Source organism: Paraburkholderia sacchari (assembly GCF_000785435.2).
Classification (GTDB): Bacteria; Pseudomonadota; Gammaproteobacteria; order Burkholderiales; family Burkholderiaceae; genus Paraburkholderia; species Paraburkholderia sacchari.
On sequence record NZ_JTDB02000016.1, the window covers coordinates 55,058 to 78,924 of the forward strand.

Genomic DNA, 23,867 nt, shown 5'->3' on the forward strand with positions numbered 1-23,867 from the left:
TGACGGAAATGGACGACAGACGCGGTGCGGATGGAAGAGGCTTGAACGAAGCTCGCGCAGTGTAGCTGTTGCTTTATTTGTTTTTGCGCGCGCCTCGGGCCAGGGCGGCGGGCTTAGTCTCGCGCCGGGGTCGTCGCGGCACGAGCTCGAGCGTTGGACGCCGAGGCACCGGCGCTCGTTGGCGGCTGCCCCATTGCCTGGAACAGCGCGGCCGTATCCGAGAGACGCGTGCCGCGATAGCGGATTTCATCGAGCCGCGCGTTGCGCCATTGTTGCTCGCTCTGGCGCACGGCGTAATAAGGCACCGCACCCAGCTTGTAACGTGCGTTCGTCTCGTCAAAGACGCCCTGCGCGGTCTGCGCCGACGTGCCGGCTGCATCAAGCGCCTCGGCGTCGTGCTCGAGCGCGGCAAGCCGGGTGGCGACGTCCTGGAACGCCGCGAGCACGGTCTGCTTGTATGACGCATTGGCCGCATCGTAGGACTGTAACGCCGCGCGACGCTGTGCGAGGAGTGCGCCGCCGTGAAACAGCGGCTGCGTGAGCGAGGCGCCGAGCATCCAGAGCGCGCCCGCGCCGGAGGTCAACATGGGCCAACTGAAGCCGGCCTTGCCGAGGTCCGCGGAAAGCGTGATGCTCGGGAACATCTGCGCCGTGGCGGCGCCTACATCGGCGGACGCTGCAATCAGCGCCGCGCCGGCGGCCTGGATATCGGGCCGCGACTCGAGCAGCGCCGAGGGCACGACGACCGGCACCTGAGCGGGCAAGGTCAGGCTGGCGAGGTCGAGGTCGGGCGGTGCGGCGTCGGGCGTGCGCCCGAGCAGCACGGCGAGCGCGTGGCGCAGCGCCGAGCGTTGCTGGCGCAGCCCAGGCAAGTTCGCGGCGAGCGAAGCGGCGCTTTGCTGCGCGTTGAGCAGATCGGTGTGCGAGGCCGCGCCTAGCGCGTAGCGCTTTTGCACGTCGTCGGCCTGTGCGTTGGCGAGCGCGACGAGCTGCTCGGTCGTGTCGATCTGCGCGCGCAGCGTGGCCGCGCCCAGCGCGCTCGTCACGATGTTCGCCGCGAGCGCGCGGCGTGCCGCCTCGTACTCGAATGCCTGCATGTTCACGCGTGCGGCGAGCGCGGTGTTGTTCAGTCGCGTCGCGCCGAAAATGTCGAATGTGTAGTTCACCCGAACGAGGCCCGCGAACACATCGTACTGGAGCTTGTCGACGCCGAGCTGCGGGGGGGCCGGCACATGCTGGCGCTGCGCGACGCCGAGCGCGTCGACGGTGGGCAGCATCGAGCTGCCCACCTGGCCGCGCAACTGCTCGCGTGCGGCTTGCAGGCTATGATCGGCGGAGGCAAGGTTCGGATTGTTGGCGAGGCCTTCATCGACGAGCGCATCGAGTTCGGGCGATCCATAGAGCGTCCACCATTGCGGCACCGGTTGCGCACCTGTCACGAATTGCTGGGCGACGCCTTGCGCCGCCACCGTTTGCGCGGGCTGCGCTTGCGCGCCATAGTGCGCGGGTTCGGGCATCGCGGGCGGCGCGCCGCCCGGACCCCATGCGCAGGCGCTCGCGAACAGCGTGCACAGCGCTGCCGCGCCCGTGCGCAGGCTCGCTGGACTCCATGCGAGCGAACGGCGCGTCTTCATCGGTGCGGACTCTTTCATGATGCGTTCTCCGCATTGGGGCGTGGCGCGTCGGTCTCGCTGCTGCGCACGCGGAACGCGGTGGCATACAGTGCGGGCAGGAAGAACAGGGTGAGCACGGTTGCGCTCGTGATGCCGCCCATCAGCGCGGTCGCCATCGGCCCGAAAAAGTTCGAGGGCACGAGCGGAATCAGCGCGAGCACGGCGGCCGCCGCGGTCAGAATGATCGGGCGGAAGCGCCGCACCGTTGCGCCAACGATGGCGTCGAAGCGCTTGTGTCCGGCGCGGATGTCGCTCTCGATCTGGTCCACGAGAATCACCGAGTTGCGCATGATGATGCCGAACATGGCAATCACGCCCAGCATCGCGACGAAGCCGAACGGCTCGCGGAAGATGATCAGCGCGAGCGCGACGCCGATCAGCCCGAGCGGCGCGGTGAGCACGACCATCATGACGCGCGAGAGGCTTTGCAGCTGGATCATGAGCAGCGTGAGCACGGCGATCGCGAGGATCGGCAACTGCGCGTAGATCGACGCCTGGCCTTTCGCGCTTTCCTCGACTGAGCCGCCGACTTCGATGCGGTAGCCGGAGGGCAGTGTGGCGCGTATCGGCTCCAGCTGCTTATGCAGCGCATGCGTGACGTCGATGCCTTGCGCGCCCGCTCGCACGTCGGCTTGCACGGTGAGCGTGGGCTGCCGGTCGCGCGACCAGATCACGCCGTATTCGAGCGTGTTCTCGAGATGCCCGATCGCGCCGAGCGGCACGGGGCCGTTCGGTGTAGGCATGGCGAGCGAGAGCATATGGGCGGGCGCCACGCGTTCGTTCGGCGGCGAGCGCAGGTCCACGCCGATCAGCTTGTCGCGTTCGCGGTACTGCGTGACGGTGTAGCCGGAGTAGGTCATCTGCAGGAAGTTCGCAACGTCCTGCGAGGAGATGTTGAGCGCGCGCGCCTTTTGCTGGTCGATCTCGAAGTGCAGCGAGCGCTCGGCGGGCTCGTCCCAGTCGAAGTGGACGTTGTCGGCGCGTTTGTCGGCGCGCATGATCGCGGCCACGCGCTCGGCAATGCTGCGCACGGTCGCGATGTCGTTGCCGCTCACGCGAAACTGCACGGGATAGCCCACAGGCGGCCCGTTTTCGAGGCGCGAAAGACGCGTGCGCACAGCCGGGAAGTCGTTGCGCACCTTCGTTTCGAGCCAGCTCGCGAGCTTCTCGCGATCCTCCACGGACTTGGTCGTGATGACGAACTGCGCGAAGTTCGGACTCTGCAACTGCTGATCGAGCGGCAGATAGAAGCGCGGCGCACCGGTGCCGACGAAGTCGATCGAGTGGTCGATCTCGGGCCGGCCCTTCAGCGCTTCTTCGAGGCGTTTCGTTTCGCGCAGCGTGGCGTCGAACGCGCCGCCCTCGGGCAGGCGCACGTCCACGAGCAGCTCGGGGCGGTCCGAGCTCGGGAAAAACTGCTGCGGAATCACCGCGAAGCCCGCGAGCGCAAGCACGAACAACCCTCCGGTCAGTGCGAGCACAACGAAATGACGCTCGATGCACCAGCCGACCCAGCGGCGCAGGCGGTGGTAGAAAGGCGTGTCATAGATGTCGTCTTCGCGATGTTCGCCGTGCGCCGCGCCTTGGGTGGCGCCCTGTGCGCCGGCGCTGTGTTTGCGCTCGGGCAGCAGCCGATAACCGAGCAGCGGAATCAGCACGACCGCCGCGAACCACGATGCGATCAGCGCGATTGCCGAAACCTGAAAGATCGAGCGCGTGTATTCGCCCGTGCTCGATTTCGCGAGCACGATGGGCAGGAAGCCCGAAACCGTGACGAGCGTGCCGGTGAGCATCGGGAATGCCGTGCTCGTGTACGCGAACGCGGCGGCGCGCGTGCGGTTCCAGCCCTGCGCGAGCTTCACGGCCATCATTTCGACGGAAATGATGGCGTCGTCCACGAGCAGGCCCAGCGCGAGCACGAGCGTGCCGAGCGAGACCTTGTGCAGGCCGATGTCGAACAGATACATCACGAGCGCGGTAATGGCGAGGACGATCGGAATCGTGATCACGACCACCATGCCGGTGCGCACGCCGAGCGACACGAGGCTAACCACGAGCACGATGCCCACGGCCTCTGCCACCGCCTCGATGAAGTCGTCGACCGAACGCGAGACCGCGTCGGGCATGCTCGACACTTCCACGAGCTTCAGGCCCGCGGGCAGTTCGCGGCGCAGCTCCTCGATGCGCTTGTCCAGCGCATGGCCGAGCTCGATCACGTCGCCGCCGGGCTGCATCGTGACGCCGATGCCGAGCACCGCCTTGCCCTGGAAGCGCATCTGCGTGGCGGGCGGCTCGTCATAGCCGCGCCTGATCGTGGCGATGTCGCCGAGGCGGAAGCTGCGGCCATTCACGCCGATGAGCGTGTCCGCGAGCGCCTTGAGGTCGGTCAACTGCCCGCTCGGGCGCACGAACACGCGGTCGTCGGCGGTATTGATCGTGCCGGCCGCCGCGACACTGTTCTGCGCGCCGATCGCCTGGCCGATCTGCGTGGGCGAAATGCCCAGGCGCGTGAGCTGCGCGTTCGGAATCTCCACGAAGATGCGCTGATTCGGATCGCCGAAATAGTCGACCTTGCCGACGTCCTTCACGCGCAAGAGTTCTTCGCGCAGATTGTCGGCATAGTCGTGCAATTGCGCGGGCGAGAAGCCATCGCCTTCGAGCGCATAGATGTTGGTGTAGACGTCGCCGAACTCGTCGTTGAAGAACGGGCCTTGCACGCCGGGCGGCAGCATTGGCGCGATATCGCCTACTTTCTTGCGCACCTGATACCAGGTCTCGCGCACCTCGCTCACGGGCGCGGAGTCCTTCATCACGAAGAACACGAGCGATTCGCCGGGGCGCGAATAGCTGCGCAGGTAGTCGATATAGGGCGTTTCCTGGAGCTTGCGGCCGATGCGGCCGGTGACTTCGTCCTCGACCTGGCGCGCGGTGGCGCCGGGCCAGAAGGTCTGGATCACCATCACGCGGAACGTGAAGGGCGGGTCCTCCGACTGCGAGAGCCGCGAGTAGGAGAGTGCGCCGAAGATCGTGGCGAGGGCGATCACGAAGATGACCAGTGCCTGATGGCGCAGCGCCCATGCCGAAAGATTGAAGCGCCCTTCGTCATGATCGGAGCCCGGCTCGTGGTCACTCGGCTGGTCACCGCGGCGGTCACTGAGCTGGCTCATGACGCGAAATCCTCAGGGTGCAGCGGCGCGACCGGGCGCACCTTTTCGCCCGAAGTAACCGTATGCACGCCTTGCAGCACGATGCGCTCGCCGTCGTTCAGGCCCTGCGTGACCGTAATCGTGCGTGCGTCGTAGCGCGAGACGCTTACGCGGCGCAATTGCAGCACGTTGTCCGCGCCTTGCACGATCCACAGCGCGGGCGCGTTGCCTTCGTGAAAGAGCGCGGTGGACGGTATCGTGAAGGCGCCGCCGTCGGGCTGCGCAACGGTGGCGGCATGGCCGGAGTCGGCCGCGAGCGCGACATTCGCGGTCATGCCGAGACGCACCTCGGCGTCCGGCTGATCGAGCGTGAGCTTCACGCGCCACGTGCGGCTTTGCGGGTCGGCGGCGGCGGCCAGCTCGCGCACTTTGGCCGTGTATTGCCGGCCCGGCAGCGCGGGCAATGTGACTTGCGCGGTGTCGCCAGTGTGCAGGGCGGCGATGGCGTTTTCGGGCAGATCGCTCACCACGTCCACGTCGCCGGCCCACGCAAGCTGGTAGACCGGCTGGCCCGCCTGCACGTTCTGGCCGGTATCGGCATTTTCTGCAGTGATGACGCCTGCGTGATCGGCCGCGAGCACGGTGTAGCGGCGCTGGTCCCGAGCGAGCGCGAGCTGTTGCTTTGCCTGATCGCGTTGGGCCGCGGCCGAAGCATAGGCATCCTGCGTTTGTTCGAACTGTGCGCGCGCGATGAGGTTGGCCTGAGCCTGGGCCGTGTCGCGATCGAGTTGCTGCTTCGCGAATTCAAAGCGGTGCTGTGCGGCGTCGTACTGTGCCTGAGCGCTTGCAGCATTCTTCTCGTAGTCGGCGGGGTCGAGGCGCGCGAGCACCTGGCCGGGCTTCACGGTGTCGCCAAGACGGGCGCTGCGTTCGACGATCTTGCCGTTCACGCGGAACGAAAGCGGGGTGGCGTAGCGCGCCTGCACGGTGCCGGGCCAGGTGGCCGAAGGGCCGGCGCCGTCGCGGTGGACGATCATCGAGACAACCGGGCGTGGCGAGGGCGCTGCTTCCGGCTTTTTCTCGCAGCCCGCGAGGCTCGCGAGCGCGCAGAGTGCTGCCAAGGAGGATAACGAGGCAACCCGGGCAAGCGGGCTCACGAGGCGCGCCAGGCCGTGCCGCAGCGCCTGCGGCGTTTGCCGGAGGAACTGGGCCGATGCGACGAACCCACCGGATTGATTGCGCATTCCGCTCGATGCGCCGCGACCGCAATGATTCACATGGACCTCGATACCAGGGCTTGCAATGAGCGCAAACAGTCCCTGACGCAGGCCCAGTGCGCCGTGCTGGCTGAGAGGGCCGGGTTGACCGGGCCGGATGACCTCGGGATTGGCTTGTTGTGCTCCGTTGCTGAGTCCGGCCGCGCGTAGTGCGCTTCGATGTCTCCTGCCTTGCGGGGCGGCCGGTCCCAGATGATTCCATGAATTCTAATACAATGGTGTATCTGAATACTCATTTGAATCAGAGGAATCGTTCAGTGCTAGACTCGCGCTACGATCGCGCCGCCTCAATTTCTGTCCGACTTGTCTACGCCATGACGCGCCAACCCGCCAAGCGCACTCGACTCACCCGCGAGCAAAGCCGCGACCAGACGCGCGCGCGCCTGCTCGATGCCGCCCAGGCCATGTTCATGCGCAAGGGATTCGTGGGCGCGAGCGTGGAAGATATCGCCCAGACAGCAGGCTATACGCGCGGGGCGTTCTATTCGAACTTCCGCAGCAAGTCGGAGCTGCTGGTGGAACTGCTGCGGCGCGATCACGAGGCGATGCAGGCCGACCTGCGCGCGATTTTTGCCGCGAACATATCGCGCGACGACATGGAAGCGCGCGTGATCCAGTACTACAGCCGCCTGCCGCAGGACAACAAGGCATTCTTGCTGTGGGTCGAGGCCAAGCTGCTCGCTGCGCGCGATGCACGCTTTCGTACGCGCTTTAACGCCTTCATGAAGGACAAGCGCGATCAGTTGGCCGCCTATATCGAGGAGTTTTCGACGCGCGCGGGCACGCCGGTCACGCTTGCGCCCGAGCTGCTCGTGATCGGGTTGATCGGCTTGTGTGACGGCGTGCAGTTTCTTGCCGCCGCCGATCCGCAGCACGTCACGCCGCCGGTTGTCACGGAGGTGCTTGGCCGCTTCTTTGCGCGCGTGGTGTTCGGGCGCGACGCCTGAACCGTGCGCGCAACAGGCCTCAGATGCCGAGGCCTGGACCGTAGTTGCTGCCGATCAGGCGCGTGACCGAGGCCACGTCGCGATAGTCCTGTTCGGGCAGACCGTCGAGGATCGCCAGCACCTCGTTGCTCGCGCCGGCGGCGCGAGCGGCTTCCACGAGCTCGTCCTTGTTGGTCGGCCAGCGCACGTCACGCAGCACGTCGGCGAACTGGAGATCGATTGGCTCTTCGGGAATGGGCGTGGCGGACATCTGGCAGATCCTTTGCGGGCCGTCGCGTTCAGGTTTGCTGATGCAGGACCGGGATCACGGTCTGATCCAGGCGGTGAGGTTTCGGCAGGGACAGGTATTTCCAGTGCTGGGCGCCGATAGCGGCCGGGATATCGGGCGCGGGCGGCGCCACAGGGACGTCGTTCATCGGCGAGTGCACGAAGGGCGCCTGAACCGGGGCGCTTGCGCGATCGACCTGGGCGTCCTGGGTGTGCACGGGTGCAGCAAAACACGAGGCAGACAACAGCACGGTGGTCATCAGTGTCGAGGTTTTCATCGCTCGACCTCCTTTCCTCATGCGGCCCGAGGGTCGCAGCAAGTGCCGTGCCACGACGATCCGGCTGACCGGGGCGGCAGGGCGGCCACGGTTCGAGGGCATGGCCTCACGGCGGACCCGGGAAGAGCGTGACGCGCCGCGGCGCGCGCAATGAGGCAGGAGACGGCGGGCGGGAAACGATGCCCGGGTGCGCACGCGCGAACGACGGTCCCATAATGGCAGCAAATGTGCCAGTACGTCTCGAACGCGCGTGCTTTTTTGGCCGCGTCAGCGTTCCGGCGTCATGCGCTGGTACGCGTCGAGCAGCGAGGTCTTGTAGACCACCCCGGCCAGCGTTGGATGCTGCGCGCTTTCGATTACGGGCAGACGCTCGCCCTGGAACGACATGAAGTGCTGCAAGGCCACCGCGAGCGGCATGTCGGGCGTGAGCACGTCGAACGAAGGCTTGATGTAGTCGCTCGCGTGCTTGTTCGAGGTATCGCGCTTTTGCATCAGGTCGTTTGTGATGTCGGCGAGTGCGACCGCGCCGAGAAAGCGGCCGTCATCGTTGGTGACATAGAGATACTTCACCGGGTATTCGAGGAACACGCGCGTCATCTCCTGCACGGAGGCGTCGGCGCGCACCACGGTGTCGGCGGGGCGGATCAGCTCGCGCATCTGGGTGGCGCGCAGGCGCAGGCGCTCGGCTTCCTCGCGGTTGCGATGCAGCGTGATTTCGTACATCGACTTCTTGCCCGTCGCGCGCGCGACGAAGTACGCCACGACGCACGAGAGCATCAGCGGCAGCACTACCTGATAGCTGAGCGTCATTTCGAAGATCATCAGGATTGCCATGAGCGGCGCCTGGGTTGCGCCCGCGAGGAACGCGCCCATGCCGACCATCGCGTACGCGTACGGCGCCGAGATGCCGTGCGGCCAGATCGCCTGCATTCCCTGGCCGAACAGGCAGCCGATCACGGCGCCCATGAAGAGCGTCGGCGTGAACACGCCGCCCACCGCGCCCGAGCCCACGGTCGCGGCGGTCGCGACGAGTTTGAACACGAGCACCGTGGCAAGCGCGGTCCATGTCCACGGCGAATGCAGCAGCGAGTTCACGACGCTATAGCCGTTGCCCCAGACCTCGGGTGTCCAGATCGACAGCACGCCGCAGACAAAGCCGCCCAGCGCGAGCTTGGCGGGCAGCGGCAGCTTCAGCCGGCCGAAGCCGGCCTTCGTCAGGTCGAGCAGCGACAGGAAGCGCGGCGCGAGCGCCCCGCACAGCAGGCCGAGCGCCACGAACAACAGCACTTCGACGCCCGTGACGGGCGGAAACACCGGCATCTCGTACGGCGGCTTGTAGCCGGCGAATTCGCGCATCGTGATGTTCGCCACCACCGAGGCGACGACAATCGGCCCGAAGCTTTCCATCACAATCGCGCCAAGCACGATCTCGGTGACGAAAAAGGCCCCCGCGATCGGCGCGTTATAGGCCGAGGTGATACCGGCCGCCGCGCCGCAGGCCACCAGCAAGCGCAGGCGCTGCGGATCGAAGTGGACCCAGCGGCCGATCAGCGAGGCGGCGAGCGCGGCGAGCTGCACCATCGAGCCTTCGCGGCCGATCGAGCCACCGCTTGCAATGGTGAACAGCGACGACATGCTGCGCCAGATGCTCTTGCCGACTGGCATCACGCCGTCGCCGATCGCCACGGCTTCGATGTAGTCGGTGTGCATCGGCTTGCCGCCGCCGCCGGGCGCGCTGCTGCGCCTCGCGATCAGCAGGCAGCAGCCCGCCACGAAACCGCCCGCGGCCGGCAGCCAGATGCGCGTGTGCCAGGGCAGGCGGCGCGCCATCGCCACGAAGCTGCCTTCGCTGCCCGTGAAGAGGATCTGCAGATGGGCGATGCCTTCGCGAAAGAGCACGGTCGCGAACGCACCGGCTATACCGACGATGACCGACCAGATCAACATCGTGTGGGCGTCGGAGAGGCGAAAGAGATCGCGGGCGCGGGTGCGCAGTTTCAGCAGGAATGACAGCACGGCGGTTTGGTATTTTTCTGGTCAGTGGATGCCGCGCGTTCAGCGCGCGGCGCGGTCGAGTTCAGGATAGTGACGGAAGATGCCGGTCTCGTTGAATGGCAGCCGCCTTGGGGAGGCGAGATAGGCGGCGATGTTGGGGCGCGCGGCCACGGCGTCGTGCAGCGCGCTCACATGCGGATAGTGGTCGGCCAGATGCTTTGTGGCTTTCGGAAACGCGTAGCGCAGACCCGCGACGATCTGGAACATCGACAGGTCCACATAGCTGAGCGCCTTGCCCACCATGTGCTGCGGCCCGTCCGGGTTCTGCGCGAGCACGCGCTCGAAGTAGCCCATGAACTTCGGCAGGCGATGCGCGAGGAAGTCTTTCGCGCGCGCCTTCGCCTCGTCCTTCTGGTCTTCGTAATACAGGCCGCTCGCGATCGGATGATGCGTGTCGTGCACCTCGGTCAAGAAATCGGCGATCGTGAGCTGCAAGCCGTTCGCGATCACGCGCAGCGCCTCGTCGCGCGGCGCGAGCTTCAGCTTGGGGCCGAGATAGAACAGGATGTTCGCAACGTGCGGCACGATCAGATCGCCGTCCTTGAGAAACGGTGGCGCAAAGGGCGGATACGGACCGTCGCTGTCGAGCCGGGCCATCATCGCGCCCATACCCTGGCCGTCCTCTTTCGCGCCGCGCGCCACATCCACGTAGGGCGCGCACGCTTCCTCCAGCGCGAGCCGCACGAATTCGCCCCGGCCTTGCAAGCCGTCCCAGTAATACAGTTCGTATGCCATCGGTCGCCTCCATCCGGACAAGGACTGCCACGACGGCCGCCCCAACGGCGAGCGGCATGGGACGACAGTATCGCGCGCAATGGCACGTTGCGGCGCGCGGGCTGCGACTTCCCGTTGCGCGCCGCCTCGTGTGCTTCGGCGTGCGCTTTGTCGTGCGCCTGGTCGTGTTTTGACGAAGCGCAATTTTCCGGCGCGACAAACGCAAAAAGCCCCGCCAAGGGCGGGGCAAGCGTCCGGGCAAGCCGGTGCGCAGTCTCTCAAACGGTGGGAAGGCTCGTCGCCGCTGATCATCCGAACAACCGCTCCACGGCCCAGGTAATCGCGAGGCCGCCGCCGACGAGCCAGACATAGACGATCAAGCCCGTGGTCAGGGCGCGCGGGCCGGCCTGACGAATCTGCGCGAAGCGCGTTTCGATACCGAGCGCCGTCATGGCCATGGTGAGCGCGAAGGTGTCGAGCATATTGAGCGTCTGGGTCGCCGACTCCGGCAGCACGTGAAGTGAGTTCACCACCACGAGCGCGAGAAAACCGAGCGCGAACCAGGGCACCGCGAGCTTGCGCGCACCTTGCTTGCCATCGGCTGCGCCGCGCGCCGAACGGTTCAACCAGACGCCGAGCGCAAGCAGCACCGGCACGAGCAGCATCACGCGGGTCATCTTCACGATGGTGGCGATGTGCGTGGCCTCGGGGCTCACGTTGCTCGCCGCGCCCACGACCTGCGCGACTTCGTGGATCGTGCCGCCGAAGAAGAGCCCGGCGCCCATGGTGTCGAGATGCAGCCAGCCGGCGCGATAGAGCAGCGGATAGAGGAACATCGAGAGCGTGCCGAACAGCACGACGCTGCCCACAGCCATGGCGCTCTTATGCGGCTTCGATTGCAGCGTGGATTCGAAAGCGAGCACGGCGGCGGCGCCGCAGATTGCGCTGCCGGCCGCGGTGAGGATGGCGGTGTCGCGGTCGAGCTTCATGAGCTTCATGCCGGCCCAGGTGCCGATCGCGAGCGTGCTCACCACGATCACCGCCGATTCCACGAGGCCCGGCAAGCCCACCTGGGCGATTTCCTGGAGGCTCACGCGCAGCCCGAAGAACGCCACCGCGATGCGCAGCAGCTTGCGCGCCGAGAAGTTGACGCCGGCGGCCCAGCTTTCGGGCATGCCGTGGCGCAGCGCATTGCCATAGATCGCCCCGCCGACGATGCCGACGATCAGCGGGCTCAGGCCGAGACCCGCAATGGCGGGCAGCGCCGCGATGCGCGTGACGGCGGCGGCGAACAGCGCGACGAACAGCACGCCGTTGAGTTGGCCATAGAGTTGGCCGCGTGCGACGGACGACGCAGAGGCAAGGGAAGTCGACGGTGTGGACATGGTGGTTGGCAGCAATTGTGTCTGACTGACGAATGCGCCAATCCTAAATTAGATATAACGATATGAAAAATCGTCATTTGCGACGTAAAATATAAGTCAACCCGATAGTTGACTGCAATGACCCCGGAACAACTGATAACTTTCGCCGCTGTTGCCGAGCACCTGAACATCAGCCGTGCGGCGCTCGCGCTGCATTTGTCGCAGCCCGCAGTGTCGGGGCAGTTGCGGCTGCTGCAGGAGGAATTCGGCGAGCCGCTCTATTTGCGCGATGGGCGCGGCGTGCGCCTTACGCCCACCGGCGAGCAACTCGCGGCCTATGCGGCGCGCCTGCGCGACACCTGGCGCGAAGCGCTGGCGTTTCGCGATGCACTGCGCGGGCTCGAGCGCGGCACGCTGCGCATCGGCGCGAGCACGACGCCCGCGAGCTATCGGCTGCCGTATCTGGTGGCGGCGTTTCATCGGAACTATCCGGAAGTGAAGCTCGATACCGCGAGCGGCAACACGACCGATGTGGTCGCGATGCTCGGCGAGCTCGATATCGCGCTGATCGAAGGGCCGGTGGGCGAACAGTTGCCCGCCGATTGCGCCGTGCATCCATGGATCGAGGATGAAATCGTCGCGATCGCGCCGCGCGGGCACGCGCTGGTTGCCCAGACCGCCGGTGATGCGAAGCAGAAGGAAGCAGCGCCGGAATCTGGCGGCACAGGGCCGCTGCGCCGCGAACTGAGCGCCTTTGCGGGGCTGCCGCTCGTGCTGCGCGAGGACGGCTCGGGCGTGCGCCAGGTGGTGGAGCGCGCGTTCGCACGCGCCGCCGTGCCGATGCGCGTCGCGCTCGAAATCGCCGGTGTGGAAGGCGTCAAGGAGGCGGTGCGGGCCGGTATGGGCATCGGATTCGTCTCGGCCATGTCGATGCGGCATGAGGACGGTGCGCTCCAGCAGATCCGCATCGAGCCCGAGCCGCTGGCGCGGCGCTTCTCGATCATCGTGCCGCACGCGGGCGCGGCCTCTCGCGTTACCCAGCGCTTTCTCGAGCTATGCCTGCTCGACACGCCGCACGCGTAGGCGGGCGACGCCGGGTTTGCGCCGTGATTTAGGGGATTTCCATAATGGCGCGGTGCGCTATGGCAGCGCACTATCCGCCCATTGATCAGTAGCAATCAGGCGCCCGGGCGCTTTTTTTCGATACTGTTTTGGAACCGGTTCCAAAAGCTGCGCGGCGCGAAATCCGGCGGCGCGGCAACCGGACAGCAATGGGATGAAAACGATGGTGGAAGTAGCGATAGTGGCGAGCGCATTCGGCGCCGGATCGATCCGGCGCGACGGACACGCGGCGTGGTGTGGCGCAACCCGGGAGGCAGGCGCGCGCGCGTTGGAGGTGCGGCGGGAACTGATGGACGACGCCGACGCCCAGCCGCAGGCGCTGCGCGCGCTCGGCATGGCGTTGGAGCGCGAGGGCCTGTGGCCCGTGTGGTCGACGCCCGACACGCTGTATCGTGAAGACGGCGCGCTCGACGAGGCCGCGCTGCGCGCCGCCGTCGCCTGCGCTCGCGCTCTGGGCGCGCGCATCGTCAAGCTGCAACTCGGCGGTTTCGCGGGCGATGCGCAGGTCGCGCGACTTGCGGCGGTGCTCGAGGCGCTTGGCCTCGTGAACTCGCAGGCAGGCGCATCAATCGAGGCGCCGCGCGTGGTCGTCGAAAACGGCCAGCTAGAGCAGGGCGGCAGCCTTGCGCAGTTCGTCAGCCTTTTTGATGCGTTGCGCGCCGCCGGGCACGACAAGTTGATCGGCATGACCTTCGACATCGGCAACTGGCAATGGGCTGGCGAAGCGCCGCTGACAGCCGCCGCCGCGCTCGCGCCCCACGTCGAGTACATCCATTGCAAGGGCGTGGAAGGCGAGGGCGCGCGCCGATTCGCTTGCGCCCCCGCGGCCGACGACGCGCTGTGCCGCGCGGCGCTCGCGTGTCTGCCGGCGGACGTGCCGCGCGGCATCGAGTTTCCGTTCGACGCCACGCGCATGAATGAGGACGCTGCGCGCTACGTGGCGTGGCTCGGCAACGCCTGACGTGTCAAGCGCCGGGCGGTCCCGACAGCCCGGCCATCCGAATCTGTTTTTTTGAGGAATGCACTCCATGACGCACGCACTCGATGTCATCACCTACGGCGAGGCCATGGCGATGTTCGTAGCCGCCGACACCGGCCCGCTCAGCGACGTCGCGCACTTCACGAAGCGCGCGGCAGGCGCTGAGCTCAACGTGGCGACGGGCCTTGCGCGCCTGGGATTCAAGGTAGGCTGGATGAGCCGCGTGGGTGACGATTCGTTCGGCCGGTTCGTGCGCGGCGTGCTCGCGCAAGAAGGCATCGACGCGCACGGCGTGCAAACCGATGCGCGCTATCCCACGGGCTTTCAGCTCAAGTCGAAAAACGACGACGGCAGCGATCCCACAGTCGAATACTTCCGCCGCGGCTCGGCGGCGAGCCATCTGTCGATCGACGATTTCAGGCGCGACTATGTGCTCGGCGCGCGCCATCTGCACCTGAGCGGTGTGGCGCCCGCGATCTCGGCAAGCTCGCGCGAACTCGCGTTCATGCTCGCCCGCGCGATGCGCGAGGCGGGACGCACGATCAGCTTCGATCCGAATCTGCGCCCGACGCTGTGGGGCTCCGAAGCAGAGATGGTTGCGGCGCTCAACGAACTCGCAAGCTATGCCGACTGGGTGCTGCCCGGCGTGAACGAGGGGCGCATTCTCACGGGTTCCGACGATCCCGCGACGATCGCGCGCTTCTACATCGAGCGCGGCGCGCGCGGCGTGATCGTCAAGCTCGGCGCCGCGGGCGCGTACTACGAGACGCGCGAAGGCGAGCGCGGGCCGGTGCAGGCGCAGCCGGTGGCGAAGGTGGTCGACACAGTCGGTGCCGGCGATGGCTTTGCGGTGGGTGTGGTGAGCGCGCTGCTCGAAGGCCGCACGCTGCGCGAGGCCGTGACGCGCGGCAACCGCATCGGCGCGCTCGCCGTGCAGGTGAGCGGCGACTCGGAAGGGCTGCCCACGCGCGCCCAACTCGATGCGCTCGAAGCCCGGGACGCCGCTCCGGCATGCGCCGTCGCCTAAACGAGCAATCGAGCAATCAAGCAATCGAACAACGGGGGCGCCGGTCCGCGCCGGCGCCCAACACAGAGACCCGATACCAACAGCCTTGCTTGCAACCCTGCACCAAAAGGCACCCCGAGACTGGAGACTCCGATGACCTCAACTTCGCTAGCCCCGCGCCGCTGGTGGGCAATCATGCCCATCGTGTTCATCACGTACAGCCTGGCCTACCTCGACCGCGCGAATTACGGCTTCGCTTCGGCGGCCGGCATCAATCACGATCTGGGCATCAGCCCCGGGCTTTCGTCGCTGATCGGCGCACTGTTCTTCCTCGGCTACTTCTTCTTTCAGTTGCCGGGCGCGGTCTATGCCGAACGCCGCAGCGTGCGCAAGCTCGTGTTCGTGAGCCTCGTCCTGTGGGGCGGCTGCGCGGCGCTCACTGGCGTTGTCACGAACATTCCCTCGCTGATGGCGATCCGCTTCGTGCTCGGCATCGTCGAAGCCGCCGTGATGCCCGCGATGCTGATTTACATCAGCAACTGGTTCACGAAGCGCGAGCGCTCGCGCGCCAACACCTTCCTGATTCTCGGCAATCCGGTCACGGTGCTGTGGATGTCGATCGTTTCGGGCTATCTCGTGCATGCGTATGGCTGGCGCCACATGTTCGTGGCCGAGGGCGTGCCCGCCGTGTTGTGGGCCGTGTGCTGGTGGCTGCTCGTGCGCGACAAGCCGGAGCAGGTGAGCTGGCTCTCGAAAGAGGATAAGCGCGCGATCGACGCGGCCCTGCGCGCCGAGCAGGCCGGCATCAAGCCGGTCAAGAACTACGCCGAAGCGTTCCGCTCGCCTGCCGTGATGCTGCTTTCGGCGCAGTACTTCTGCTGGAGTATCGGCGTGTACGGCTTCGTGCTGTGGCTGCCCTCGATCGTGAAAAACGGTTCGGCGCTCGGCATGGTCGAAACGGGCTGGCTCTCGGCGCTGCCGTATCTCGCTGCTACCATTGCGATGCTGGCCGCTTCGTGGGCCTCGGACAAGCTCGACAACCGGCGCGCGTTCGTCTGGCCGTTCCTGCTGGTCGGCGCGCTCGCGTTCGCGGCATCATATGCGCTCGGCACGACGCACTTCTGGGCCTCGTACGCGCTGCTGGTGGTGGCGGGCGCCGCGATGTACGCGCCGTACGGCCCGTTCTTCGCGATCGTGCCCGAGCTGCTGCCGAAGAACGTCGCGGGTGGCGCAATGGCGCTCATCAACAGCATGGGCGCGCTCGGTTCGTTCGTGGGGTCGTACGTGGTCGGCTATCTGAACGGCGCGACCGGTTCACCCACGGCATCGTACGCGTTCATGAGCGCGGCGCTCGTGGTCTCGGTGATCCTCACGCTGCGCGCGGTGAAGCCGCGTCGCGACGAAACCCATGGCTACGCCGCGCCGGCGCATGGCAAGTAATGCGCGCAATATCACGTGCGAAAAAAATTCATGGAACCTTGCAGTCAGAAATAGCCCACTCATGAAGCAAAAAATCGTTGCCTACAAGGCTTTGCCAGAGGACGTGAGCGAGTACCTGCGCGAGCATTTCGAGGTGGTGTTCGTCGACGCGAAAGACCCGCAGGCGTTCGCCGCCGCGCTCAAGGACGCCGACGGCGCGATCGGCGCAAGCGTCAAGGTCACGCCCGCGCTGCTCGAAGGCTCGCGCATCAGGGCGCTTTCGACCATCTCGGTCGGCTACGACCAGTTCGACGTGCCCGATCTCACGAAGCGCGGCATCGTGCTCGCGCACACCCCCGACGTGCTGACCGAATCGACGGCCGACACGGTGTTTTCGCTGATCCTCGCGAGCGCGCGCCGCGTGGTCGAACTGGCCGACTGGGTCAAGGCGGGCCACTGGAAGGCAAGCATCGGCCCCGCGCAATTCGGCGTGGACGTGCAGGGCAAGACCATCGGCATCGTCGGGCTCGGGCGCATTGGCGGCGCGCTTGCGCGGCGCGCGGCGCTCGGCTTCAACATGAAGGTGATCTATACGAACCGCAGCGCGAATGAAGTCGCCGAGCGCGACTATTGCGCGCGCCGCGTCGAGCTCGACGAACTGCTCGCCAGCGCTGATTTCGTCTGCCTGCAGGTGCCGCTTACCGACGCCACGCGTCACATGATCGGCACGGAGCAGCTGCGAAAGATGAAGAAGAGCGCGATCCTGATCAACGCCTCGCGCGGCGCGACCGTCGACGAGAAGGCGCTGATCGCCGCGCTCGAAGCGGGCACGATCCACGGCGCGGGGCTCGACGTGTTCGAGCAGGAGCCGATCGATCCCGCCTCGCCGCTGCTGCGCATGCCCAATGTGGTGGCGCTGCCGCACATCGGCTCCGCCACGCACGAGACGCGTCATGCGATGGCGCGCTGCGCTGCCGAGAACCTCGTCGCGGCGCTCGCCGGCACGCTCGATCGCAACATCGTCAATCGCGAGGTGCTCGCGCGATGAGCAGGGGCAGCAGCGCGGACGACAACGCGGGCCGCAGCGCGGGCGAGGGCGCGCTGCCGCGCCGCGCGACCATCAGCGATGTCGCCCGCGAGGCCGGCACCGGCAAGACCAGCATCTCGCGCTATCTGAACGGCGAGCTCTCGGCGCTTTCGCCGGACTTGCGCGCACGCATCGAAGCCGCCATCGAACGGCTCGACTATCGGCCCAACCAGATGGCGCGCGGGCTCAAGCGCGGGCGCAACCGGTTGCTCGGACTGTTGCTCGCGGACCTGACGAACCCGTACTCCGTCGAAGTGCTGCAAGGCGTGGAAGCCGCGTGCCATGCGCTCGGCTATATGCCGCTGATTTGCCACGCGGCGAACGAAATCGACATGGAACGGCGCTATCTGCAACTGCTCACGACGTATCGCGTGGAAGGCGTGATCGTCAATGCGCTCGGCGTGCCCGAGCCGATGCTCAAGCCGCTGGCGAGCGGCGGCATTCCCGCCGTGCTGGTCGACCGCACCGTGGACGGCCTGGACGCCGACATGGTGGGGCTCGACAATGCGGCCGCCGCGCGCCTGGGCGTCGAGCATCTGCTCGCGCACGGCTACGACGACCTCGTGTTCGTCGTTCAGCCCTTCGAGCACGTGAGTTCGCGGCGCGAGCGCGAAGCCGCATTCCGGGCATGCGCGCACGGCAAGCAGGGCGCACGCGATGTGCGCGCCGCCACGCACGTGCTCGACCTGCGCGAGGACGCGAGCGTCGACGCCTCGCTCGCCGCGCTCGATGTGTATATCGCCGACGCCGCGCGACGCGGTGCGCGCTGCGCGCTGTTCGCGGCCAACGCGCCGGTTGCCTTGCGGCTCGCGCTGCATCTGAAGGCGCGCTTCGGCGCCCAATGGCAACAGCACGCGGCGCTGATCGCCATCGACGATCCCGAGTGGGCCGAGCTGGCCGGCATCACCACGATCCGCCAGCCCACGCGCGAGATCGGCTACCGGGCCGTCGAATTCCTGCACGAGCGCATCGAGGGCGCGGTGCTGGCCACGCGCGCGGCTGCGTTCCCGGGCGAGCTGATCGTGCGGGCCTCGACGCCGGGCTAGGGCCCGGCAAGGCGCCCCCGGGGTTCCGCGAGCGCGCCGATATCTGCGATGATTCGGGCTGCGGCGCGCGCCTCGCGTGCCGGATGTCATAAGGAACCCCATGCACGTCGATCCGGTCACGCTGGTTTGCCTGTCGCTCGCGACGCTGTTCGTCGCCGTTCTGCCCATCTCGCTGTACCGCCGGCTGCGCGGCCCGTTCGCATTCGACTGGCGCGCCACCATCGCGGGCATCGCGGTCTTCGCCCTGTTCGCGACGGTGATCGAGCGCGCGCTCAACGGCTACGTGCTGCATGAAAATCCCGTTACGTCGCAGTTGCTCACCAATCCGCTCGCGTTCGTACTCTATGGCGCGCTCGCGGCGGGGGTGTGTGAAGAAGCGGGGCGCTACATCGCGATGCGCCTGATCGCGCGGCGCGCGGCGGGGCAGCCGGGTGCGCCGGGCCAGCCCGACAGCACGGGGCTCGCTTATGGCATCGGCCATGGCGGCGCTGAAGCGTGGTTCATCGGCGTGCTCGTGCAGTTGCAGTGGATTTTCTTCGCGGTGCTCGCGAACCGGGGCGAACTCGCGGAGCATCTGAGCAATCTCTCGATGGATGCCGTACTGCGCGTGCATCTGATACTCGGCACGCTTTCGCCGGTGGTGGCCGGCGTGTTTGCGCTCGAGCGCGTGGCCGCGTTCGTGTTCCAGATCGGACTCTCGGTACTGATGTGGCGCGGCGTGCGTGCGGGGCGCAAGTCGATCCTGCCGATCGCGATCGCGCTGCACGCGTTGATCGACGTGCCCGCCGCGATGTTCCAGGCGCGCCTCGTGCCGCTCGTTGCGGTGGACACGCTCTATGCAGTCGTGGCGATCGCGGTGGCCGTCGTCCTCTTCAGAACGTGCGCGCGCAACCGGCATGCGCCGCGACCGGCCTGACCCTCCACGCTCACGCCATTCCGTTGCGACCGCAACGTTTATTAATTCCTCTTTGCCAGCGATGGAAGACTATCTGTTTGAATGCGCAAGCCCCGATTTCGAGGAGCTTGCGCGCGTGATCGCCGATTTGTTCCCCGAGCAAACGCGCTTTAGCGAGCGGCCCGCCGAAACCGGCGCGCCGCTGCTCCTCGTACATTGGGTGGCGATGCGCATGGGCTCCGCCGCGCGCCGCATGACGCTCACGGTGGCCATCGCGCCGGCCGCGCTGGCGCGCTATCGGGCGTTGCCGCCACGCTTGCGCGGACGCAGCTTCGCCGTTTTGCGCGCGTATGTGGAAGCCACGATCGGCTCGCTGGAGGAACAGCACGCGAAGGGCGAGGAGACGCCGCGCGACGTCACGCTCGACCTCGACGAGGAATTCGCCTGAAGCACCCGGCACCGCATGGGCGGTGCGCGAAACGCGGGAGCGACACTCAATCGGCGAGCCGGTATACCTTCGCGTAGCGCTCGGCTTTCACCACGCCGTAGTCGCCGGGCGCATATTGCATGACCCAGTCGCCGGCCGCGCCAGTGAGGCGGTCGCCGCCTGCGGAGCGCACGATCGTGAACGGCTCGTTCATGCGTTTGGCCAGCACGACAGTCGGCAGATTGCGATAGGCGCCGGGCGCGCCGTGTGCGAGCGCGGCGTCGGCCGGCCGGTACTTCGGGTCGAAGCGTTCGCGCGAAACGACCCAGCGCTCGCCCGTCGCGCCGGTGATAATCGCGTCGCCCGGTGCGTAGCGGTTCGGGCCTTCCAGGCTCATCAGCTCGCCGGGGGCTGCGGCGAATTCTACGGTGACGGTTTCGTCCTTGACCACGCGTTGCGCGGCGGGATCGGCGGCGAGGTCGAGTTGAGTCAGTTCGATCATGGTGGCGGCTGCGGGTTTGTTACCTGTTGCGAAAACGGCGCAGCGCGCGAACCAGCCAATTGCTCGACCGGTTCGCGCGCTGCGCCGTGATGTTACCTGAATGCGGACTACCCGATGCGCCTGCTTACTTACTGCGCCGGCGCGGCTTCGGCGCCGCTTGCCGCTTCCGCGGCCGGCGCCTTCGCATGAGGCTTGCCCTTGTTGTGCTGCGCATGGCCCGTTTCCTGACCGTGGCGGAAGGTGACGTCGGCCAGCTTCTTCTGCTCCGGCGAGAGGCTGTTGTAAAGCGGCTCGAAGGCCGTGACAAGCTTTTGCATGTCGTCGGCGTGTGCCTGGGTGATTTGCGCGTACTGCTTCATGTCGTCGAGCGCGTTACGCTGCGCCTGGCCTTCCGCGCGCTGCTTGTAGAGACCCGCCATGGTCTGGCCGTTGCTGCGCATGACGTCGGCGAACGTCTTCCATTGCGGCTCCTGGGCGGCCGTGATCTTCAGCGAGGAGTGCAGGTAGGCAATGCGCTCCTCCACACGCTGCTGATGCTGCGCGGCGCGTGCTTCGGCGCCCGACGCCGCTGCGGCAGCCGCGGGCGCGGCGGACGACGCGGCGGTCTGTGCGAACGCGCCGCTCATGGAGAGCGTGGCAGCAAGGATCACGAAAACTTTCTTCATTGTTGCTCCCTGGAACTTCAATTCGTGGACGTTACGTAGAGCGGCGACGAGAAATCCGTCACCGGCAGGCGGTATTAGTACCACGTTATCGTTTGAGCGCGGCCGCTATGCGACAACTGCTTACAAACGAAACGCAGGAGAAACGCGCCGAAATACGCTGCAATATGGGGGATGCAGGGCACTTATGCGGGTTTGTGGTCGGCTGGCCGCGCGCGATAATGACCCGGTATCGAAGCAGTGCATTTGACCATTCGCCACCTAATCGGCCACCCCAGGAGCCCGCATCACGATGAGACCGCCGCGCCTCGACCAACTCGACGACCTCGACCGCAGCCTCGTTGCGCTGCTGCAGGAGAACGCACGCGAGAGCGTGGCGAATCTCGCGCGCCAGCTAGGCGTGGCGCGCACCACGGTGCTCGCGCGCATCGCGCGGCTCGAACGCTCCCAGGTCATCGCCGGCTACGGCGTGCGGCTTGGGCAGGACGTGCTCGACGCGAGCCTGCAGGCGTGGGTCGGGCTCATTATCGCGCCGCGCAATGGCCCCGACGTGCAACGACGGCTTTCCAAAATGCCCGAAGTGCAACTACTTTGCGCGGTGAGTGGAGAGTACGACTATGTGGCGTGGCTGCGCGCGGATTCCCCCGATCGCCTGAACGATCTGCTCGACCAGATTGGCGGCATGCAAGGCGTCGAGCGCACGACCACGTCGATCGTGCTCGCGCGCAAGATCGACCGCGGCACGGTGATGGGCTGAGGGGCATCGCCACACGCTCGCGCTTCCCTCGTTAACGGCATTTTTAAGGCATTTCGTCGTTATGACGAAAAACATCGTCGAAATGACGAAACTGGCCGTCGAAGCGCATCATTTTGTGTCTAGGAACTGATTTCGCACCTCCTTAGACTGTGTGCACCGGGTACAGCATGACCCGAACCACAGAAAACCCAAGGAGATACCGAATGAAAGTCGCGATTGCAGGCGCCGGCCTGATTGGCCACACCATTGCACACATGCTGCGCGCAACCGGAGACTACGAAGTCACGGCGCTCGACCGCGATGCCAAGGCGCTCGAAAAGCTGGCCGCGCAGGGCATTCCCACTGTGCGCGTCGACTCCGGCGACGCCGCCGCGCTGCGCGGCGCCCTCGAAGGCTTCGACGTGCTCATCAACGCGCTGCCGTATTACCTTGCGGTGAATGTCGCGTCGGCGGCCAAGAGCGCGGGCGTTCACTACTTCGACCTCACCGAGGACGTGCGCGCAACGCACGCGATCCGCGCGCTTGCAGAAGACGCCGATCACGCGTTCATGCCGCAATGCGGCCTCGCGCCTGGCTTCATCGGTCTCGCGGCGCATGCGCTCGCGAGCCGCTTCACCGAGATCCGCGAAGTGAAAATGCGCGTGGGCGCGCTGCCGCAGTTCCCCACCAACGCGCTCAAGTACAACCTCACCTGGAGTGTGGACGGCCTCATCAATGAGTATTGCCAGCCGTGCGAGGCGATCCACGAGGGCCGCACGCAGATGGTGCAGCCGCTCGAAGGCCACGAGCACTTCTCGCTCGACGGCGTGGAGTACGAGGCGTTCAACACTTCGGGCGGCCTCGGCACGCTGTGCGAGACGCTGGGCGGGCGCGTCGAATCGCTCGACTACAAGTCGGTGCGCTATCCGGGCCATCGCGCGCTCATGCAGTTCCTGCTCGAAGACCTGCGCCTCTCGGGCGACCGCGACACGCTCAAGTCGATCATGCGCCGCGCGATTCCGTCCACCGAGCAGGACGTCGTGCTGATCTTCATTACCGTGACCGGCATGCGTAACGGCCAGCTCGTGCAGGAAGTCTTCACGCGCAAGATTTTCGCGAAGACGGTATGCGGCGTGCCGATGAGCGCCATCGAAATCACCACGGCCGGCGCGATGTGCGCGGTGCTCGATCTGTTCCGCGAAAAGAAGCTGCCGCAAAAGGGCTTCGTGCGTCAGGAGCAGGTGTCGCTCGAGCAGTTCCTCTCGAACCGCTTCGGCAAGGTGTACGAAGGCGCGACGCTCGAAGCGCTGGCGTCGGCGCACGTCGACTGAAGCACGCGAAGCGCAAAACGGAAGCGGAAGTACGAGCAGGGCGCCGCGTCTGCGATCGAAGCTCGATCAGGCCGCGGACGCCGCCACGATGCGCTGCAGCAATGCGTCGTAGCCGGCGGGTTCGGGCGCGGTCGTGTCGAACACGATGAGGTCGTCGAGCTGTGCGCCCGCCGGCTCGAAGCGCCGTTTGCGATAGCTGTTCCAGTGCGCGAGCTTGTAGGCATCGTCGGGATGATTCCGCGCCACGATGCGCTGGCGCGCCGTGGCTTCGTCGGTGCGCACCCAGACGGCGGCGAGTCCAACGTCCGCCGCCACCCCCAGCCAAGCGCGGTCGAGCAGGCGCCGCTCGCGCACCTCCCCCGAAAGCGGCCCGACCGCAATCACGCTCACGCCCAGCGCTAGATTTTCACGCGCGGTGTCGAGCATGCCCTGATATTCGGGGTCTCGCAGATGCTGGAGAAAGACCGGGCTGTCGCGGTCGTGCGGGTCCTGCCCGAGCGCGGCGAGCATCGCGGCGCCGGTGCGCCCGTAGAGCGTGTCCTTGTCGAGCAGGCAGAACGGCTCGCCCGTCGCGCGGGCCAGCGGGCCGATCAGGCGCTTGGCGAGCGAGGTCTTGCCGGTGCCCGCGTGGCCGCAGAAGAAAATCAGCCGCGGCACGAACCGCGGCCCTCGGCCCTGGCGGGCTGTACGTACCCCATCACCTGTATCCCCCTCGTGTGACGTGTTGATTTAACTGCGCGGACTTAACTGCGCGGATTTGACCGCGCGGGACAGCGCCCGATTCCGAAGCATATACCAGCGGTCCCTCGGCGATGCACTGCCCGCGTTGGCTCGCGGGCGCGCAATGTGCGGCGCCGCGCGTGGGCCGGGCGGCGCGTGCGTATATGATGGGCGCACCCGGACGCCGCCTGCGTGGAGGATCGTTGCGCCCCAC

The 23,867-nt window shown here is 66.7% G+C and carries 22 protein-coding genes; 11 read left to right on the forward strand and 11 right to left on the reverse strand.

All coding sequences use genetic code 11. The features are described 5' to 3' along the window. Positions 1-113: 113 nt before the first annotated feature. Genes NH14_RS31760 through NH14_RS31770 form a run of 3 tightly spaced genes read right to left on the reverse strand, consistent with a single transcriptional unit; the run spans position 114 to position 6,063 of the window. The gene (locus tag NH14_RS31760) at positions 114-1,652 is read right to left on the reverse strand and encodes an efflux transporter outer membrane subunit (RefSeq protein WP_084225874.1); all 1,539 of its coding nucleotides are present in this window, start codon (positions 1,650-1,652) and stop codon (positions 114-116) included. Beyond that, the gene (locus tag NH14_RS31765; protein WP_035532598.1) at positions 1,649-4,840 is read right to left on the reverse strand and encodes an efflux RND transporter permease subunit; all 3,192 of its coding nucleotides are present in this window, start codon (positions 4,838-4,840) and stop codon (positions 1,649-1,651) included. Before NH14_RS31765 ends, NH14_RS31760 begins: the two co-directional genes overlap by 4 nt. Continuing rightward, complete coding sequence (locus NH14_RS31770) at positions 4,837-6,063, reverse strand: efflux RND transporter periplasmic adaptor subunit (protein ID WP_084225875.1); 1,227 nt, start codon at positions 6,061-6,063, stop codon at positions 4,837-4,839. Before NH14_RS31770 ends, NH14_RS31765 begins: the two co-directional genes overlap by 4 nt. 347 nt (positions 6,064-6,410) lie before the next feature. On the opposite strand from NH14_RS31770, the gene NH14_RS31775 reads away from it, so the two are divergent. Next, positions 6,411-7,043 carry a TetR/AcrR family transcriptional regulator gene (locus NH14_RS31775; protein WP_035532599.1) on the forward strand — a complete coding sequence of 211 codons (633 nt, stop codon included), beginning with the start codon at positions 6,411-6,413 and terminating at the stop codon, positions 7,041-7,043. A gap of 19 nt (positions 7,044-7,062) precedes the next feature. Here the strand turns inward: NH14_RS31775 and NH14_RS31780 are convergent, their stop codons facing one another. From NH14_RS31780 to NH14_RS31800, 5 genes are all read right to left on the reverse strand, one after another. Then, complete coding sequence (locus NH14_RS31780; RefSeq protein ID WP_035532601.1) at positions 7,063-7,293, reverse strand: DUF2795 domain-containing protein; 231 nt, start codon at positions 7,291-7,293, stop codon at positions 7,063-7,065. 28 nt (positions 7,294-7,321) lie between these two features. After that, on the reverse strand, positions 7,322-7,588 hold the full coding sequence (locus NH14_RS31785; RefSeq protein ID WP_035532603.1) for a hypothetical protein: 267 nt from the start codon (positions 7,586-7,588) through the stop codon (positions 7,322-7,324). Positions 7,589-7,855: 267 nt separating this feature from the next. Then, the gene (locus NH14_RS31790; protein WP_035532605.1) at positions 7,856-9,604 is read right to left on the reverse strand and encodes a ClcB-like voltage-gated chloride channel protein; all 1,749 of its coding nucleotides are present in this window, start codon (positions 9,602-9,604) and stop codon (positions 7,856-7,858) included. 39 nt (positions 9,605-9,643) lie between these two features. Beyond that, entirely contained in the window at positions 9,644-10,378 is a 735-nt protein-coding gene (locus NH14_RS31795; RefSeq protein WP_035532607.1) for a glutathione S-transferase, read from the reverse strand. A gap of 287 nt (positions 10,379-10,665) precedes the next feature. After that, positions 10,666-11,742: a YeiH family protein gene (locus tag NH14_RS31800; protein ID WP_035532610.1), complete on the reverse strand. Its 1,077-nt coding sequence runs from the start codon at positions 11,740-11,742 to the stop codon at positions 10,666-10,668. A 117-nt stretch (positions 11,743-11,859) separates the two neighbouring features. Here NH14_RS31800 and NH14_RS31805 point away from each other — a divergent pair, with 117 nt between their 5' ends. The 8 genes from NH14_RS31805 (at position 11,860) to NH14_RS31840 (ending at position 19,723) form a co-directional block, all read left to right on the forward strand. Continuing rightward, on the forward strand, positions 11,860-12,804 hold the full coding sequence (locus NH14_RS31805; RefSeq protein ID WP_035532613.1) for a LysR family transcriptional regulator: 945 nt from the start codon (positions 11,860-11,862) through the stop codon (positions 12,802-12,804). Between the two features lie 202 nt (positions 12,805-13,006). Then, entirely contained in the window at positions 13,007-13,804 is a 798-nt protein-coding gene (locus NH14_RS31810; RefSeq protein WP_035532690.1) for a TIM barrel protein, read from the forward strand. Between the two features lie 67 nt (positions 13,805-13,871). Beyond that, complete coding sequence (locus tag NH14_RS31815; RefSeq protein ID WP_035532615.1) at positions 13,872-14,849, forward strand: sugar kinase; 978 nt, start codon at positions 13,872-13,874, stop codon at positions 14,847-14,849. 132 nt (positions 14,850-14,981) lie between these two features. Then, entirely contained in the window at positions 14,982-16,268 is a 1,287-nt protein-coding gene (locus NH14_RS31820; protein ID WP_035532617.1) for an MFS transporter, read from the forward strand. Positions 16,269-16,329: 61 nt separating this feature from the next. Next, positions 16,330-17,295, forward strand: a complete 966-nt coding sequence (locus NH14_RS31825; protein ID WP_035532620.1) for an NAD(P)-dependent oxidoreductase — start codon at positions 16,330-16,332, stop codon at positions 17,293-17,295. Further along, the gene (locus tag NH14_RS31830; RefSeq protein ID WP_052148437.1) at positions 17,292-18,380 is read left to right on the forward strand and encodes a LacI family DNA-binding transcriptional regulator; all 1,089 of its coding nucleotides are present in this window, start codon (positions 17,292-17,294) and stop codon (positions 18,378-18,380) included. The genes NH14_RS31825 and NH14_RS31830 overlap by 4 nt, the downstream gene beginning before the upstream one ends. Positions 18,381-18,480: 100 nt before the next feature. After that, complete coding sequence (locus NH14_RS31835; RefSeq protein ID WP_035532622.1) at positions 18,481-19,296, forward strand: YhfC family intramembrane metalloprotease; 816 nt, start codon at positions 18,481-18,483, stop codon at positions 19,294-19,296. A gap of 61 nt (positions 19,297-19,357) precedes the next feature. After that, positions 19,358-19,723 (forward strand): DUF3022 domain-containing protein, encoded by a 366-nt coding sequence (locus NH14_RS31840; protein WP_035532623.1) that lies wholly within the window; start codon positions 19,358-19,360, stop codon positions 19,721-19,723. Between the two features lie 46 nt (positions 19,724-19,769). Here NH14_RS31840 and NH14_RS31845 read toward each other — a convergent pair whose 3' ends face one another. Both NH14_RS31845 and NH14_RS31850 read right to left on the reverse strand, forming a co-directional pair. Next, positions 19,770-20,204, reverse strand: a complete 435-nt coding sequence (locus NH14_RS31845) for a PGDYG domain-containing protein (protein ID WP_035532625.1) — start codon at positions 20,202-20,204, stop codon at positions 19,770-19,772. 128 nt (positions 20,205-20,332) lie between these two features. Next, on the reverse strand, positions 20,333-20,869 hold the full coding sequence (locus NH14_RS31850; RefSeq protein ID WP_035532627.1) for a Spy/CpxP family protein refolding chaperone: 537 nt from the start codon (positions 20,867-20,869) through the stop codon (positions 20,333-20,335). Positions 20,870-21,158: 289 nt separating this feature from the next. On the opposite strand from NH14_RS31850, the gene NH14_RS31855 reads away from it, so the two are divergent. Both NH14_RS31855 and NH14_RS31860 read left to right on the forward strand, forming a co-directional pair. Next, positions 21,159-21,623, forward strand: coding sequence for an Lrp/AsnC family transcriptional regulator (locus tag NH14_RS31855; RefSeq protein ID WP_035532630.1), 465 nt, complete (start codon positions 21,159-21,161; stop codon positions 21,621-21,623). 203 nt (positions 21,624-21,826) lie between these two features. Then, positions 21,827-22,933, forward strand: coding sequence for a saccharopine dehydrogenase family protein (locus tag NH14_RS31860; protein ID WP_035532633.1), 1,107 nt, complete (start codon positions 21,827-21,829; stop codon positions 22,931-22,933). A gap of 66 nt (positions 22,934-22,999) precedes the next feature. Here NH14_RS31860 and NH14_RS31865 read toward each other — a convergent pair whose 3' ends face one another. Next, positions 23,000-23,590: a P-loop nucleotide/nucleoside kinase family protein gene (locus tag NH14_RS31865; RefSeq protein WP_035532636.1), complete on the reverse strand. Its 591-nt coding sequence runs from the start codon at positions 23,588-23,590 to the stop codon at positions 23,000-23,002. Positions 23,591-23,867 lie beyond the last annotated feature (277 nt).

Excerpts from the sequence above, each read along its gene's own strand:
- NH14_RS31760 (WP_084225874.1), bottom strand. The coding sequence starts at position 1,652 with ATGAAAGAGTCCGCACCGATGAAGACGCGCCGTTCGCTCGCATGGAGT.
- NH14_RS31765 (WP_035532598.1), bottom strand. The coding sequence starts at position 4,840 with ATGAGCCAGCTCAGTGACCGCCGCGGTGACCAGCCGAGTGACCACGAG.
- NH14_RS31770 (WP_084225875.1), bottom strand. The coding sequence starts at position 6,063 with ATGCGCAATCAATCCGGTGGGTTCGTCGCATCGGCCCAGTTCCTCCGG.
- NH14_RS31775 (WP_035532599.1), top strand. The coding sequence starts at position 6,411 with ATGACGCGCCAACCCGCCAAGCGCACTCGACTCACCCGCGAGCAAAGC.
- NH14_RS31780 (WP_035532601.1), bottom strand. The coding sequence starts at position 7,293 with ATGTCCGCCACGCCCATTCCCGAAGAGCCAATCGATCTCCAGTTCGCC.
- NH14_RS31785 (WP_035532603.1), bottom strand. The coding sequence starts at position 7,588 with ATGAAAACCTCGACACTGATGACCACCGTGCTGTTGTCTGCCTCGTGT.
- NH14_RS31795 (WP_035532607.1), bottom strand. The coding sequence starts at position 10,378 with ATGGCATACGAACTGTATTACTGGGACGGCTTGCAAGGCCGGGGCGAA.
- NH14_RS31800 (WP_035532610.1), bottom strand. The coding sequence starts at position 11,742 with ATGTCCACACCGTCGACTTCCCTTGCCTCTGCGTCGTCCGTCGCACGC.
- NH14_RS31805 (WP_035532613.1), top strand. The coding sequence starts at position 11,860 with ATGACCCCGGAACAACTGATAACTTTCGCCGCTGTTGCCGAGCACCTG.
- NH14_RS31810 (WP_035532690.1), top strand. The coding sequence starts at position 13,007 with ATGGTGGAAGTAGCGATAGTGGCGAGCGCATTCGGCGCCGGATCGATC.
- NH14_RS31815 (WP_035532615.1), top strand. The coding sequence starts at position 13,872 with ATGACGCACGCACTCGATGTCATCACCTACGGCGAGGCCATGGCGATG.
- NH14_RS31820 (WP_035532617.1), top strand. The coding sequence starts at position 14,982 with ATGACCTCAACTTCGCTAGCCCCGCGCCGCTGGTGGGCAATCATGCCC.
- NH14_RS31825 (WP_035532620.1), top strand. The coding sequence starts at position 16,330 with ATGAAGCAAAAAATCGTTGCCTACAAGGCTTTGCCAGAGGACGTGAGC.
- NH14_RS31830 (WP_052148437.1), top strand. The coding sequence starts at position 17,292 with ATGAGCAGGGGCAGCAGCGCGGACGACAACGCGGGCCGCAGCGCGGGC.
- NH14_RS31835 (WP_035532622.1), top strand. The coding sequence starts at position 18,481 with ATGCACGTCGATCCGGTCACGCTGGTTTGCCTGTCGCTCGCGACGCTG.
- NH14_RS31840 (WP_035532623.1), top strand. The coding sequence starts at position 19,358 with ATGGAAGACTATCTGTTTGAATGCGCAAGCCCCGATTTCGAGGAGCTT.
- NH14_RS31845 (WP_035532625.1), bottom strand. The coding sequence starts at position 20,204 with ATGATCGAACTGACTCAACTCGACCTCGCCGCCGATCCCGCCGCGCAA.
- NH14_RS31850 (WP_035532627.1), bottom strand. The coding sequence starts at position 20,869 with ATGAAGAAAGTTTTCGTGATCCTTGCTGCCACGCTCTCCATGAGCGGC.
- NH14_RS31855 (WP_035532630.1), top strand. The coding sequence starts at position 21,159 with ATGAGACCGCCGCGCCTCGACCAACTCGACGACCTCGACCGCAGCCTC.
- NH14_RS31860 (WP_035532633.1), top strand. The coding sequence starts at position 21,827 with ATGAAAGTCGCGATTGCAGGCGCCGGCCTGATTGGCCACACCATTGCA.